The following is a 15,117-nucleotide window of genomic DNA, read 5'->3' on the forward strand; positions in this document are numbered from 1 at the left end:
CATGAGCCAAATCGTATTGAACCACCTGGGTAAATCCTACGGCAACGTCAGCATCATCAAAGACATCTCGTTGAATATTCATGAAGGTGAATTTATTGTGCTGGTCGGCCCTTCCGGGTGCGGTAAATCCACGCTTTTGCGGATGATAGCCGGACTTGAGGATATCACCTCTGGCGAGCTGCTCATGCAGGGCGAAGTGGTGACCACCCTGCCCGCAAAAAAACGCGATATTGCGATGGTATTCCAGAGCTACGCGCTCTACCCGCACATGAAAGTGCGGGACAACATGAGCTTTGCCTTAAAACTCGCCAACGTGCCCAAAGCAGAGCGCATGGCGCGGGTTGAAGAAGCGGCTGAAATTCTCGGGCTGACACATCTCCTTGACCGGGTGCCGCGTGAGCTTTCCGGGGGTCAGCGCCAGCGCGTCGCAATGGGCCGGGCCATTGTCCGCGATCCGAAAGCCTTTTTGTTCGATGAACCGCTGTCCAACCTGGACGCTAAACTGCGCCATAAAATGCGCGGCGAAATTCGCAAGCTCCACCAGCGAATCGGGCGCACGACAATCTATGTCACCCACGATCAAACCGAAGCAATGACCATGGCGGATCGCATCGTGGTGCTGAATGCAGGCAATATTGAACAGGTCGGGACACCGGAAGAGCTTTATCATAATCCGGACAACCTCTTTGTCGCAGGATTTATTGGCACCCCGGAGATCAACACCCTAAAAGGCGTAATCCAGGCCGGTAGCGTGGTGCTGGCGAACGGCTACCGCTTCCCCTGCCCGCTCAAATCCTATATTGACGGGATGAAGATCGTCTGCGCTATTCGTCCACATCACCTTCGAATCAGCAATACCGGGGTAGCAGCAGAAATTGTACTGGTCGAGATGACCGGCGAAGGGCAGGAGATTCTGGTTCGCGTCGGCGACCAGGAGATGATTGTCGTGTCGCATGAAAAACTGGATGTCAGCCCTGGCGATGCGGTATTGCTGGAAGCCGAGCTCTCCAGGGTCTTCCTGTTTGAGGAGAAAAGTGGGCGCAGGTTGCGTACGTAAATGACAAAAAGCCCGCATCATGCGGGCTTTTTTTAATGCAGGGGGATTATTCCCACTCAATCGTAGCCGGTGGCTTACCGCTGATGTCATACACCACGCGGGAAATGCCGTTCACTTCGTTGATAATGCGGTTAGACACGCGGCCCAGGAAGTCATACGGCAGGTGCGCCCAGTGCGCGGTCATGAAGTCGATGGTTTCCACCGCACGCAGGGAAACAACCCAGTCGTACTTGCGGCCATCGCCCATTACGCCGACGGAGCGAACCGGCAGGAACACGGTGAACGCCTGGCTTACCTTGTTGTACAGGTCAGCTTTGTGCAGCTCTTCGATGAAGATCGCGTCCGCACGACGCAGCAGGTCGCAGTACTCTTTCTTCACTTCACCCAGCACGCGCACGCCCAGACCCGGGCCCGGGAACGGGTGACGGTAGAGCATGTCGTACGGCAGACCCAGTTCCAGACCGATCTTACGCACTTCGTCTTTGAACAGCTCGCGCAGTGGTTCAACCAGGCCCATCTTCATCTCTTTCGGCAGGCCGCCCACGTTGTGGTGAGATTTGATGACGTGTGCTTTACCGGTGGCGGAAGCCGCAGACTCGATCACGTCCGGATAGATGGTGCCCTGCGCCAGCCACTTCACGTCGTCCAGCTTCAGCGCTTCTTCGTCGAACACTTCCACGAACACGCGACCGATGATCTTACGTTTCGCTTCCGGATCGTTCTCGCCTTTCAGCGCGTCCAGGAAGCGCTGCTCGCCTTCCACGTGAACGATGTTCAGACCGAAGTGGTCGCCGAACATGTCCATAACCTGCTGGGCTTCGTTCAGACGCAGCAGGCCGTTGTCCACGAAGACGCAGGTCAGGTTTTTACCGATGGCGCGGTGCAGCAGCATCGCGGTCACGGAGGAGTCCACGCCGCCGGAGAGGCCGAGGATCACTTTGTCATCGCCAACCTGCTGGCGGATACGCTCAACGGCGTCGTCGATGATTTTTGCCGGGGTCCACAGGGCTTCACACTGGCAGATATCACGCACGAAGCGCTCCAGCATGCGCATACCCTGACGGGTGTGGGTCACTTCCGGGTGGAACTGTACGCCGTAGAAGCGTTTTTCTTCGTTCGCCATGATGGCGAACGGGCAGCTCTCGGTGCTGGCAACGGTCACGAAGTCAGACGGGATAGCGGTGACTTTGTCGCCGTGGCTCATCCACACGTCCAGCAGCGGTTTGCCGTCTGCGGTCAGGGAGTCTTCGATACCGCGCACCAGCGCGCTGTCGTTAACCACTTCAACCTGCGCATAGCCGAACTCGCGCTCGCTGGAGCCTTCTACGTGGCCGCCCAGCTGCATGGCCATGGTCTGCATACCGTAGCAAACGCCGAATACCGGCACGCCAGCTTCGAATACGTACTGCGGCGCGCGCGGGCTGTTCTCTTCGGTGGTGCTTTCCGGGCCGCCGGACAGGATGATGCCGCTTGGATTGAATTCGCGAATCTGTGCTTCCGTGACATCCCACGCCCACAGCTCACAGTAAACGCCCAGTTCACGTACGCGACGCGCCACCAGCTGAGTGTACTGAGAACCGAAGTCCAGGATGAGAATGCGATGTTTATGAATGTTTTCCGTCATTGACGCTAATTCCGAGGCAAGTGAAACAAAAACAGAGCGCCCGGCAGAAGCCGGGCGCGGAAATTAATCAGGAGCCCAGACGGTAGTTCGGGGACTCTTTGGTGATCGTCACGTCGTGAACGTGGCTCTCCTGGATACCCGCACCGCTGATGCGTACGAATTCCGCTTTTGTACGCAGCAGGTCAATGGTACCACAGCCGGTCAGACCCATACAGGAGCGCAGGCCGCCCATCTGCTGGTGAATGATCTCTTTCAGACGGCCTTTATAGGCAACGCGACCTTCGATACCTTCCGGCACCAGTTTGTCTGCGGCGTTATCGGTCTGGAAGTAACGGTCAGAGGAACCTTTGGACATCGCGCCCAGGGAGCCCATACCGCGGTAAGATTTGTAAGAACGGCCCTGGTAGAGTTCGATTTCACCCGGGGATTCTTCGGTACCGGCCAGCATGGAGCCTACCATCACCGCCGCTGCGCCCGCAGCGATCGCTTTCGCGATGTCGCCAGAGAAGCGGATACCGCCGTCAGCAATAACCGGAATACCGGTGCCTTCCAGCGCTTCAACCGCGTCAGACACGGCGGTGATCTGCGGAACGCCCACGCCGGTCACGATACGCGTGGTACAGATAGAGCCAGGACCGATACCCACTTTCACCGCGCTGCAGCCAGCGTCAGCCAGCGCACGAGCGCCTGCGCCAGTAGCTACGTTACCGCCGATGATCTGCAGGTCAGGGTATTTGGCACGGGTATCACGGATACGCTGCAGAACGCCTTCGGAGTGGCCGTGAGAGGAGTCAATCAGCAGGACGTCAACGCCCGCGGCAACCAGCGCGTCAACGCGCTCTTCGTTACCGGCACCTGCGCCAACCGCAGCGCCTACGCGCAGACGGCCATGCTCGTCTTTACAGGCGTTAGGCTTACGTTCTGCTTTCTGGAAATCTTTAACGGTGATCATACCGCGCAGGTGGAAGTTGCTGTCAACAACCAGCGCTTTTTCAACGCGTTTTTCGTGCATTTTTGCCAGCACCACGTCGCGGGTTTCACCTTCGCGAACGGTAACCAGACGCTCTTTTGGCGTCATGTACACGCTGACAGGCTGGTTCAGGTCAGTCACGAAACGCACGTCACGACCGGTAATAATACCGACCAGTTCGTTCTCTTCGGTCACCACCGGGTAACCGGCGAAGCCGTTACGCTCGGTCAGGGCTTTCACTTCGTGCAGGGTGGTGGTTGGCAGAACGGTCTGTGGATCGGACACGATGCCGGATTCATGTTTCTTCACGCGGCGAACTTCTTCCGCCTGACGTTCGATAGACATGTTTTTGTGAATAAAGCCAATGCCACCTTCCTGTGCCAGGGCAATTGCCAGGCGCGCTTCAGTCACGGTGTCCATTGCCGCAGAGAGCATAGGAATGTTCAGGCGAATGGTTTTCGTCAACTGCGTGCTGAGATCGGCAGTATTCGGCAGAACGGTGGAATGAGCGGGAACGAGGAGGACGTCGTCAAACGTCAGTGCTTCTTTAGCGATACGTAGCATGGGCAATATCTCTGACCTGGGTGGTTAAATATTGCCGTGGCATTATACAGAGCGTAACCGATTGCATCTACACTTTTTTATAAAAAAGCTTGCGATTGCCTCTCAGCAGGTTACTATCGACTGAATAACTTGCTGATTTAGAATTTGATCCCGCTCACATGTTATCCTCTCAATCCCCCTCAATTTATACCGTCAGCCGCCTGAATCAGACGGTGCGTTTGCTGCTTGAGCAGGAAATGGGGCAGGTCTGGATCAGCGGTGAGATCTCTAACTTCACGCAGCCCTCCTCCGGCCACTGGTACTTTACGCTAAAAGACGATACCGCCCAGGTGCGCTGTGCGATGTTCCGCAACAGCAACCGCCGCGTGACGTTCCGTCCACAGCACGGCCAGCAGGTTCTGGTGCGCGCCAATATCACCCTCTATGAGCCGCGCGGTGATTATCAGATTATCGTCGAGAGCATGCAGCCTGCGGGCGAAGGTCTGCTGCAGCAGAAGTATGAACAGTTAAAGGCTAAGCTCTCGGAAGAGGGACTTTTCGACCAGCAGTTCAAAAAGCCGCTGCCCTCCCCTGCCCACTGCGTGGGGGTCATCACCTCGAAAACCGGTGCGGCACTGCACGATATTTTGCACGTTCTGAAGCGTCGCGACCCTTCCCTGCCCGTCATTATCTACCCGACCGCCGTGCAGGGTGACGATGCGCCGGGCCAGATTGTGCGCGCCATAGAACTAGCGAACGCGCGTCAGGAGTGCGACGTCTTAATCGTCGGACGCGGCGGCGGCTCGCTGGAAGACTTGTGGAGCTTTAACGACGAGCGCGTGGCGCGGGCAATCTTTGCCAGCCTTATCCCCGTGGTGAGCGCCGTCGGCCACGAAACGGACGTGACGATCGCCGATTTTGTCGCGGATCTCCGCGCGCCGACGCCGTCCGCGGCGGCAGAGGTGGTCAGCCGCAACCAGCTGGAGCTGCTGCGTCAGATCCAGAGCGGCCAGCAGCGTCTTGAGATGGCGATGGACTACTACCTCGCCAACCGGACCCGGCGCTTTACCCAGCTTCATCACCGTCTACAGCAGCAGCACCCGCAGCTGCGCCTGGCGCGTCAGCAGACCGTGCTGGAGCGCCTGCGCCAGCGCATGAACGTGGCGGTGGACACGCAGATCAAGCGCGCGGTGTCGCGCCAGCAGCGCGTGACGCAGCGTCTGAACCAGCAGAACCCGCAGCCGAAAATTTATCGTGCGCAAACGCGGATTCAGCAGCTTGAGTACCGCCTGGCGGAAACTCTCCGTGCGCGACTGAGCGCCACCCGGGAACGCTTTGGCAATGCGGTGACCCACCTTGAAGCGGTCAGCCCTCTCTCCACGCTGGCGCGCGGCTATAGCGTGACGACGGCAACGGACGGCAAGGTGCTCAAGCAAACCAAACAGGTGAGTACCGGCGATGTGCTGACGACGCGTCTGTCGGACGGCTGGGTAGAAAGCGAAGTGAAATCAATTAAACCGGTGAAAAAGACGCGTCAGCGTAAAACCGGATAATTCTTCGTAGGTTACTTACTATACTGCTGCTATTCCCTTTTTTAATAAGGAGAGCAGCATGCCCCATCTTCATAGCGTTATTCCCCCGTATATTCTTCGCCGTATTATCGAAAGCGGTTCCGAACCGCAGCAGCGCTGTGCCCGCCAGACCTTAACCCACGTCCAGACGCTGATGGCCCATATGCCGGGCAAACCCGCCGCGCCGCACGTGAATAAAGCCGGACAGCTGGAGCGCGATATCTACGACGCGAAGCAGACCCAGAAGCTGCCGGGCACGCAGGTGCGTTATGAAGGTCAGCCGTCGAACGGCGATGTGGCGGTGGACGAAGCGTACGAGTATTTGGGTATTACCCATGATTTCTTCTGGAAGGAATATCAGCGCGATTCGCTCGATAACAAAGGGCTTATTTTAACCGGCACCGTTCACTACGGTCGGGAATATCAGAACGCCTTCTGGAACGGTCAGCAGATGGTATTTGGCGACGGCGACGGGGAAATATTTAACCGCTTTACCATCGCCATAGACGTCGTGGCGCATGAGCTGAGCCACGGCGTGACCGAGACCGAAGCCGGGCTTATCTACTTTGAGCAGTCCGGCGCGCTGAACGAGTCGCTGTCGGACGTGTTTGGCTCACTGGTGAAGCAGTACCGTCTGAAGCAAACCGCCGAGAAAGCAGACTGGCTGATTGGTGAAGGGCTGCTGGCAAAAGGCATCAACGGCAAAGGGCTGCGCTCGATGTCTGAACCGGGCACCGCCTATAACGATCCGCTGCTCGGCAAAGACCCGCAGCCTGCACACATGAAGGATTTCATTAAAACGCGCGAGGATAACGGCGGCGTGCATCTGAACTCCGGTATTCCCAACCGGGCATTTTATCTGGCCGCGACGGCGATTGGCGGCTACGCCTGGGAAAAAGCGGGTTATGCCTGGTACGACACGGTTTGCGATCGCAATCTGGCGCAGGATGCGGATTTTGAGGCCTTCGCAAAACTGACGATCGCGCACGGAGAGAAACGCTCCGGCGGCGACGTTGGGGCGGCCATAAAACAAGCCTGGGAACAGGTGGGAGTGTTGTAAATGCAGGTTCCGGAACTGACGGATGACGCCGTGGTTGAGCTGGCCCGGGAAGGCGGCGTCGCTTATATTCCCAAGCTGAGCGGCCAGCGCACCATCGCGCTCTCCTCGCTCAATGAGGCCCAGCGCCAGCGCCTGGTCAGCATCCTGGAGCAGGCCTTTCCGCGCGGCCAGCCGCCGGGACAGGCCTCGTCACCCGGCAGCGGCGACCAGCGCTATTTCCGCATCCAGATTATCTGGACCGGCCAAAATCAGGCGCACTACGCCGATATCATCGTGCTGGTTCCCGAGCAGGAGGCGCCCGAGTCGCTGGTCGAGCTGTGGAAGAAAGGCGAAGGCTGCGTGTGTGATTAACCTTCGGCCCGAACAAACTCCACGCGTTTTTTGGAGATAAGACCGTGGCCGTTCTGGCAGAAATAATCCACTGCCCCGCAGGCTTTTAAGACCTGGAGTGGCTGACGGCACTCCGGGCAGCGGGCTTCAAGCGCAATATCCTTATTACAGCTCTCGCAGTGTGCCACCCCGTTCAGGGGCTCAAGCGGTGCCTGGCAATCCGGGCAGGTAATCGTCATGGTGACTCCTTAAAAGCATTCTGGTCTGCGATCATTTTACCACGTCGCGTTCAGTGCGGGCCACGCAGCTGTTGCTGCAAGGTCAGCAGCAGCTCAACTTCCTCGATTCGGCGACGCGTCGTGCGGCTCACCTCGTGCGGATCCCGTTCAAAAAGACTGTTGGTGCCCATAATGGGCCCGGCAAGACAGTGCTCGTAGAGTGTCCCGGGAATATGCCAGCGCTGAATGTTCTCACCCTCAATCAGCTCAAGCACATCCTCCGCGCCGCGCCGGTCGTGGCTGATGATGCGCCCGTCGCGCAAACAGAGCCGTAATCCTTTTTGCCCGCCCGCGGGTCCCGCGTATTTGTTCAGCCAGATATTCACCGGCACGCCGCTGATGCGGCCCTGAAGATGCGCCTCGCCCTCCGCCGTGGACAGGTCGCCTTTTGCGATAGCGCGGCCCAGGCGGTCTTTAGCCGTGACGACCTGCAGGGTCATATCATCACTTCCGCCCAGATAACGCACCGTTTCGCGCAGCATCGCCAGCACGTGCGTACCGATATCCAGAATCACGCCGTCCGGGTGGCGAAGCGTACGCGCGTCCGGCTCGCCGGTGGCAAAGTTAAGCGCGATGGGTTCCCTTGCGGCGTTAACTCCGCTCGGCTCCTGCAAAAAGCCGTCGATTTTGACGATGTCAGAGACGCTGCCAACCAGCGACCGCTTTACCGTTTCGATGCGCGCCATCCAGTGATCGAGCGCCAGCACGCGGGAAGCAGCGTCGGGGTTTGCCAGCAGCGCGTTGAGCTTTTCGATTTGGGGAAGCGTGGCGACGATCGGTTTTTCAATCACAATCCGCGGAACGGCCGAGGCTATGGCCTGTTCCAGCACCTCGAGGTGGTGCAGCGATGCGGTGGTAATAAAGAGAGTATCAAGCGGTACGGCGAGAAGTTCCGTAAGCGAAGCGCAGCGCGTGACGCCTTCAGGCTGCCTGGTGGGGAGAACATCAAATCCAAAACAATGAACCGCGTGACCATAAAGGCGACGTAAGGCGGGCAGATACGCGGTTTCCACGACCGCACCAAGACCGACAAATCCTAACTGCATAGTTTCACCTCAGGGAATCGATGCCGGGGCATAACGCCTGCCCCGGCATGCTGAGGTTTAAGAGGCGTTAGCTGCCGGTTTAGTCTGCGCATTTTCCAGCATGCGGCGCACCGGAACAATGAGGACGATCAGTACCGCGGCACAAATCAGCAGCGCGACGGAGCAGCGCGCAAAGAGATCCGGCAGCATATCCAGCTGGTCGGCCTTCACGTGGCCGCCAATCAGACCCGCCGCCAGGTTACCCAGCGCGCTCGCACAGAACCACAGCCCCATCATCTGGCCGCGCATTCTCTCCGGCGCCAGCAGCGTCATGGTCGCCAGGCCAATCGGGCTGAGACACAGCTCGCCGAGCGTCAGCATCAGGATACTGCCCACCAGCCAGAACGGCGATACGCCCGCCCCACCGCTGCTCAGCACGTTCTGTGCCGCCAGCATCATCAGGCCAAAGCCCGCTGCGGCACACAGGATACCGATAACAAACTTGGTGATGCTGCTCGGACGAATGTTCATGCTCGCCAGCTTCGGCCACGCCCAGCTGAACACCGGTGCCAGCAGGATGATGAACAGGGCGTTGATTGACTGGAACCACACCGCCGGGATTTCGAAATCGCCGATCATGCGGTTAGTGTAGTCGTTGGCAAACAGGTTGAACGAGGTTGGCTTCTGCTCGAACGCGGACCAGAAGAACGCCGCGGAGATCAGCAGAATAAAGCAGACCAGCAGTCTGGCGCGCTCTTTACGGTTCAGTCCAGCAAAAACAAACAGATAAATGAAGTAGAGGGCAACGGATGCCGCAATCACGTAAACCAGCACGCTGGCTACCGCGACCGGGTTAATCACAATCACACCCTGCGTAATCAGCGTCACGATCGTTGCCACGCCTGCCGCCAGCGCCAGCAGCCAGGCGCCCACGCCGTTACGCTTCACCACCGGGCTGTTCCAGGTGGAGTCGAGGCCGACTTCGCCGTCATAGCGTTTCATTGCCGGAACGGCAAACACGCGGAAGATAATCAGCGCCACCAGCATCCCGATACCGCCAATACCAAAGCCCCAGTGCCAGCCGTGGGTTTTGATCAGCCAGCCGGAAATCAGCGGGGCAATGAACGAGCCCATGTTGATGCCCATATAGAACAGCGAGAAACCGCCGTCACGGCGCGCGTCGCCTTTTTTATAAAGGGTACCGACCATTACCGAGATACAGGTCTTAAACAGCCCGGAGCCGAGCACGATGAACATCAGGCCGATAAAGAACAGGTTATTGCCCATGATGGCCGAGAGCGCAATCGACAGGTGACCGAGCGCAATCAGGATCGAACCGTACCAGACGGCTCTCTGCTGGCCGAGCCAGTTATCCGCCAGCCAGCCGCCCGGCAGCGCGGCCAGGTACATGGTACCGGCAAAGATACCGACAATCGCCGAGGCGTTTTCACGCGCCAGGCCCATCCCGCCGTCATAGACGGTGGCAGCCATAAACAGGATCAGTAACGGACGAATGCCGTAAAACGAGAAACGCTCCCACATCTCGGTGAAGAACAGCGAACCGAGCGGATACGGATGGCCGAAGAACGTTCGGCTTTCTTTTTGATTAACAGAGGATTGCATATTTCTCCCGAAAGGTATGTCGTCGTGCTTGTAAACACCAGCATGTACGCCGGCCAGTTACGTATCTGGCCGATTTTTTACATGCGGCGAAAAGTTGGTTAACCATTTGATAACCAGGCGCTAGTTTTGTCTAGTACCGGACTCTGGACTTTAAGATGAAAATTCGACGATTGTCTACTTTCTTAGATTTAAACTTGGTTAAAAGTGAATAGTGATTGACTTCACACAGAGAAAACCGGCGGTATGAATGGGCAAAAAAAAGCCCGCGAGAGTCGCGGGCTTTCGTGCGTTCAGCAAAGCTTATTTGCTTTTCTTAATGTGCTTAATCAGACGCTTACGCTTGCGCATCTGGTTCGGCGTCAGGGTGTTGCGCTTGTTGGCGAACGGGTTTTCCCCTTCCTTGAACTGGATACGGATAGGCGTGCCCATCACGTCCAGCGATTTACGGAAGTAGTTCATCAGGTAGCGCTTGTAGGAATCCGGCAGGTCTTTCACCTGGTTGCCGTGAATCACCACGATTGGTGGGTTATAACCACCGGCGTGGGCGTATTTCAGCTTCACGCGACGGCCGCGCACCAGCGGCGGCTGATGGTCTTCCGCAGCCATATTCATGATACGGGTCAGCATGGCGGTGCTCTGACGACGGGTGGAGCTGTCGTAAGCTTCGCGCACGGATTCGAACAGGTTACCCACGCCGCTGCCGTGCAGCGCAGAGATGAAGTGTACGCGAGCAAAGTCGATAAAGCCCAGACGGAAGTCGAGAGTCTCTTTCACCTGCTCACGCACTTCATTGCTCAGGCCATCCCATTTGTTGACCACGATAACCAGTGAGCGCCCACTATTGAGGATAAAGCCGAGCAGAGAGAGGTCCTGATCGGAGATCCCTTCACGCGCGTCGATAACCAGCAGCACGACGTTGGCATCTTCGATCGCCTGCAGGGTTTTGATAACGGAGAATTTTTCCACCACATCGGTGATTTTCCCGCGCTTACGCACCCCGGCGGTGTCGATGAGGACATACTCACGCTCATCGCGCTGCATCGGGATGTAGATGCTGTCGCGGGTGGTGCCCGGCATGTCGTACACGACCACGCGCTCTTCACCCAGAATACGGTTAGTAAGTGTAGACTTACCTACGTTTGGACGGCCCACGATAGCCAGCTTGATCGGCAGATCCTGCGGGTTGAAGTCGTCTTCAGGCTCTTCTTCTTCGCCCGCTTCTCCGTCTTCGAACTGCGCCCAGTATTCCGCGTCTTCGTCCACCTCTTCCGGCGGGTTCACTTCGTCAACCCACGGCAGCAGAACGGTTTCCAGCAGGCTGGTGACGCCACGGCCATGCGATGCCGCGATAGGGTAGATCTCACCCAGACCCAGTGACCAGAAATCTGCGATGGCCTGATCGGCATCGATGCCGTCGGTTTTGTTCGCCACCAGGAAGGTCGGTTTTTCACGCGAACGCAGGTGTTTTGCGATAGCGGAGTCCGCCGGCATCAGGCCAGCGCGCGCGTCCACCATGAACAGCACGACGTCCGCTTCTTCAATCGCCAGCAGCGACTGTTCCGCCATGCGGGTTTCCACGCCGTCTTCCGTACCGTCAATACCGCCGGTATCAATACAGATGAACTCGCGTCCTTCCACCTCTGCACGACCGTACTTACGGTCACGCGTCAGCCCCGGGAAATCCGCAACCAGCGCATCACGGGTGCGTGTTAAACGGTTAAAAAGAGTGGATTTTCCAACGTTAGGGCGCCCGACAAGCGCGACCACAGGTACCATGTTTGAAGCCTCATAAAATTCAAAATAACGTCGCTTTCGCGGCGTTTTTAAAAATGTCAAAACGGCTCCTGAGTGAACAGGAGCCGTTTAGTATACTACAACCGCCGGGTAATTAACGCGTGATCGCGTACAGCGTGCCGTCTTTTGCCTGAATCAGCAGTTTGCCGTCGGCCACGACCGGGTCGGTCAGGAAACCAGAGCTGTCGACTTTTTGCTGTGCAACAAAGCGGCCATTATCCGGATCGATCCAGTGCATATACCCTTCGCTGTCGCCGACAACCAGGCTACCGTTGTACAGCGCTGGCGCAGTCAGCAGACGGTGCAGCAGATCGCTTTGCGTCCACAGCGTCACGCCGCCTTCGGTGCTCAGGGCCAGCAGACGGTCGTTCTGGTCAACCATATAGATACGGTTACCTTCAACGATGAAATCATTTACCGAGCCCAGCTCACGTTTCCACATGATCTGGCCGCTGCGCAGATCCAGCGCGGTCAGGTTGCCGTTGTAGGCCAGCGTGTAAACCACACCGTTAACGATGACCGGCGTTGTGTCCACGTCGCTCAGACGGTCAATTTCCGTTGAGCCAGTGGCCTGAGAGATACGCTGCTGCCAGATCATCTGGCCCTGCTGCATCAGCACGGCGCTTACGCGACCGTTGTCGCCGCCGACAATGGCAGCACCAAATGCGGTAGCCGGGGCAGATTCGCCGCGCAGAGAGAGCGCAGGCATATCAAGGTTAACGGTCCATTTCACCAGGCCGTCCGCTTCGTTCAGCGCCTGCAGCTGGCCGTTGCTGGTATGAATCAGCACCAGGCCATCGCTCACCACCGGACGAGAGAGGGATTCACCCGCCACGGTCGTTTGCCAGGCAATGGAACCGTCGCTGCTGTTCAGGGCATAAACCTGCGCTTTTTCGCTGCCCACGTAGACGTGGCCACCGGCAACGGTCAGGCCGCCAGACAGCAGTGCTGGCTTACGGGAGAACCAGCCGTCTTTTTCCGCCAGGTTAACGGACCACACTTCTTTTCCGTCATCCGCGTTCACCGCTTTCACGGTACCTTTGCGATCGGCCGCATAGACAACGCTGTCTGCATATGCAGGATGAAGGTTGGAATAGAAATCACCAATCCCATTGCCCACGGAGACATCCCACGCGGTGGATGGGGTAAACTGGTTTTCAACCGTCGGCAGTGGGGACATTTTCACAACGTCTTCTTCGCCACTGAACAGTGAACAACCACTCAATAACGTAACAGAAAGCAGTCCTGGCAGAAGTAATTTACGCAATTGCATCGGGTCCCTCTCAGACGGACAAATTATTTATTTTCATCTGCATCATTTCGCTCAGCGCAGGTGAGGCATTGCTCTCTACGCCAGCTTGCCACGCTTTACGCGCGCCCGCTTTGTCACCTTTGCTCAGCAGTGCTTCACCGCGCAGATCGGCAACGATGGCAGCAAAACCTTCGCCTTTGATGGTATCGAGCGTTTTCAGCGCATCGTCAGCTTTCTTCTGCTGAACCTGAATACGTGCCAGGCGCAGATTGATCACCGCTTTCAGATTTTCATCACTGGCGGCAGCAAGGCCCTGAGACAGCTGAGCAACGGCTTTATCCAGTTCGTTCTTATCAACGTACTGCTGAGCCACTTCCAGCGCAGCCAGTGCACCGTAGGTGTTTTTGTTGTCAGCCGCAAATTTTTCTGCCGCCGTCAGCGTTTGCGGCTGATCGGCACGAATTGCGCTCACGGTATTTTCATAGGACAGGGACGCGCCGCGCGCGGAATCCGCCTGATGATTGTTCCAGTAACGCCAGCCTACCAGCGCACCGACACCTAAAATAACCCCAACAACCAGCGCTTTGCCGTTTTCAGCAAAGAAGCGTTTAATCGCGTCGACCTGATCGTGTTCGTTCTCGTAAATTTCCACGCAGTCCTTCTCCTTAGCCCAATAGAGTGCGCAAGTGCGCCGCAACGCCGTCCTGCGTTACCGTTGTCTGCTCACCAGAGCGCAGGTCCTTCACCACCACTTCGCCGTTAGCCACTTCGGACTCGCCCAGCACCAGTGCAATACTTGCGCCCCACTTATCGGCACGAGCAAACTGTTTTTTGAAGTTGCCGCCGCCATGGTTGGTCATCAGCTTAACGCCCGGCAGCGCATCGCGCACGCGTTCGGCAAGCTGCATCGCCGCAGACTGCGTTTCCGCGCCTGAGGCCACCAGGTATATATCGACAACGGATTCTGCTTTAAATTCCGGATTAACTGCCTGAACCAGCAAAACAAGTCGCTCAAGGCCCATTGCAAAGCCAACAGCAGGCGCTGCGCGACCACCAAGTTGCTCAACCAGACCGTCATAACGGCCGCCCGCGCACACGGTGCCCTGAGAGCCGAGGCTGGTGGTGACCCACTCAAACACGGTACGGTTGTAGTAGTCCAGACCGCGCACCAGACGCTGGTTTACGGTGTAGGCGATGCCCGCCGCTTCAAGCAGCGTGCACAGGCCCGCGAAGTGTTCGCGAGATTCTTCATCCAGGTAATCACCCAGCGCAGGCGCATCGTTCAGCAGTGCCTGAACATCGGCGTTTTTGGAATCCAGAACGCGCAGCGGGTTGCTGTACATGCGACGTTTGCAGTCTTCGTCCAGTTTCTCTTTATGCTGTTCCAGGAACGCCACCAGCGCATCGCGGTAGTTCGCACGCGCTTCCAGAGAACCGATAGAGTTCAGCTCGAGGGAAACGTGATCGGCGATACCGAGCGCACGCCACCAGCGGGCGGTCAGCATAATCAGTTCAGCGTCGATGTCCGGGCCCTGCAGGCCAAAGACTTCCACACCCAGCTGATTAAACTGGCGATAACGCCCTTTCTGAGGACGTTCGTGGCGGAACATTGGGCCGATATACCACAGACGCTGCTCCTGATTGTACAGAAGACCATGTTCGATGCCGGCGCGTACGCAGCCCGCCGTCCCTTCCGGACGCAGGGTCAGGCTGTCGCCGTTGCGGTCCTCAAAGGTGTACATCTCTTTTTCAACCACGTCGGTCACTTCACCGATCGCGCGTTTGAATAACGGGGTCTGCTCTACAATCGGCAAACGAATTTCGCTGTAACCGTAGCTGCCGAGCACCTGCTTCAGCGTGCCTTCAATGCGCTGCCAGATGGCGGTTTCGCCAGGCAGATAATCGTTCATGCCGCGGATGGCTTGAATGTTTTTTGCCACGTTTATTCTCTTTCTATATACAAAAAAAACCCAAAGAATGGGTTCAATCA

At 57.4% G+C, this 15,117-nt stretch carries 13 protein-coding genes; 4 read left to right on the forward strand and 9 right to left on the reverse strand.

Annotation, left to right across the window (positions count from 1 at the left end):
- Position 1 precedes the first annotated feature (1 nt).
- Entirely contained in the window at positions 2-1,057 is a 1,056-nt protein-coding gene (locus C6A40_RS11235; RefSeq protein ID WP_021241834.1) for an ABC transporter ATP-binding protein, read from the forward strand.
- 46 nt (positions 1,058-1,103) lie between these two features.
- Here C6A40_RS11235 and guaA read toward each other — a convergent pair whose 3' ends face one another.
- Both guaA and guaB read right to left on the reverse strand, forming a co-directional pair.
- Positions 1,104-2,681, reverse strand: a complete 1,578-nt coding sequence (guaA, locus tag C6A40_RS11240; RefSeq protein WP_008502126.1) for a glutamine-hydrolyzing GMP synthase — start codon at positions 2,679-2,681, stop codon at positions 1,104-1,106.
- Between the two features lie 67 nt (positions 2,682-2,748).
- Positions 2,749-4,215, reverse strand: coding sequence for an IMP dehydrogenase (gene guaB, locus C6A40_RS11245; RefSeq protein WP_008502128.1), 1,467 nt, complete (start codon positions 4,213-4,215; stop codon positions 2,749-2,751).
- A gap of 158 nt (positions 4,216-4,373) precedes the next feature.
- Between guaB and xseA the strand changes: the two genes are divergently transcribed.
- From xseA to C6A40_RS11260, 3 genes are read left to right on the forward strand one after another with little or no spacing between them, the layout of a single operon-like run.
- Positions 4,374-5,747 carry an exodeoxyribonuclease VII large subunit gene (gene xseA / locus C6A40_RS11250; protein ID WP_058657734.1) on the forward strand — a complete coding sequence of 458 codons (1,374 nt, stop codon included), beginning with the start codon at positions 4,374-4,376 and terminating at the stop codon, positions 5,745-5,747.
- Positions 5,748-5,805: 58 nt separating this feature from the next.
- Positions 5,806-6,825, forward strand: coding sequence for a M4 family metallopeptidase (locus C6A40_RS11255; RefSeq protein ID WP_045335324.1), 1,020 nt, complete (start codon positions 5,806-5,808; stop codon positions 6,823-6,825).
- Positions 6,826-7,176 carry a protealysin inhibitor emfourin gene (locus C6A40_RS11260; protein ID WP_021241848.1) on the forward strand — a complete coding sequence of 117 codons (351 nt, stop codon included), beginning with the start codon at positions 6,826-6,828 and terminating at the stop codon, positions 7,174-7,176.
- Here the strand turns inward: C6A40_RS11260 and C6A40_RS11265 are convergent.
- The 7 genes from C6A40_RS11265 to hisS all read right to left on the reverse strand — a co-directional run bounded on the left by C6A40_RS11265 (position 7,173) and on the right by hisS (position 15,067).
- Complete coding sequence (locus C6A40_RS11265; RefSeq protein ID WP_045335326.1) at positions 7,173-7,394, reverse strand: zinc ribbon domain-containing protein; 222 nt, start codon at positions 7,392-7,394, stop codon at positions 7,173-7,175. The genes C6A40_RS11260 and C6A40_RS11265 overlap by 4 nt on opposite strands.
- Before the next feature lie 50 nt (positions 7,395-7,444).
- Entirely contained in the window at positions 7,445-8,479 is a 1,035-nt protein-coding gene (locus C6A40_RS11270; protein WP_114191283.1) for an oxidoreductase, read from the reverse strand.
- Between the two features lie 57 nt (positions 8,480-8,536).
- Entirely contained in the window at positions 8,537-10,081 is a 1,545-nt protein-coding gene (locus C6A40_RS11275; RefSeq protein ID WP_021241851.1) for a peptide MFS transporter, read from the reverse strand.
- Between the two features lie 300 nt (positions 10,082-10,381).
- Complete coding sequence (der, locus tag C6A40_RS11280; protein ID WP_008502134.1) at positions 10,382-11,857, reverse strand: ribosome biogenesis GTPase Der; 1,476 nt, start codon at positions 11,855-11,857, stop codon at positions 10,382-10,384.
- A 112-nt stretch (positions 11,858-11,969) separates the two neighbouring features.
- The gene (gene bamB / locus C6A40_RS11285) at positions 11,970-13,148 is read right to left on the reverse strand and encodes an outer membrane protein assembly factor BamB (protein WP_114191284.1); all 1,179 of its coding nucleotides are present in this window, start codon (positions 13,146-13,148) and stop codon (positions 11,970-11,972) included.
- 10 nt (positions 13,149-13,158) lie between these two features.
- Positions 13,159-13,779 carry a YfgM family protein gene (locus C6A40_RS11290; protein WP_008502136.1) on the reverse strand — a complete coding sequence of 207 codons (621 nt, stop codon included), beginning with the start codon at positions 13,777-13,779 and terminating at the stop codon, positions 13,159-13,161.
- Between the two features lie 13 nt (positions 13,780-13,792).
- Complete coding sequence (gene hisS / locus C6A40_RS11295; RefSeq protein WP_045335329.1) at positions 13,793-15,067, reverse strand: histidine--tRNA ligase; 1,275 nt, start codon at positions 15,065-15,067, stop codon at positions 13,793-13,795.
- Between the last annotated feature and the right edge of the window lie 50 nt (positions 15,068-15,117).

The organism is Enterobacter sp. GER_MD16_1505_Eko_090 (assembly GCF_003331015.1).
GTDB lineage: Bacteria > Pseudomonadota > Gammaproteobacteria > Enterobacterales > Enterobacteriaceae > Enterobacter > Enterobacter roggenkampii.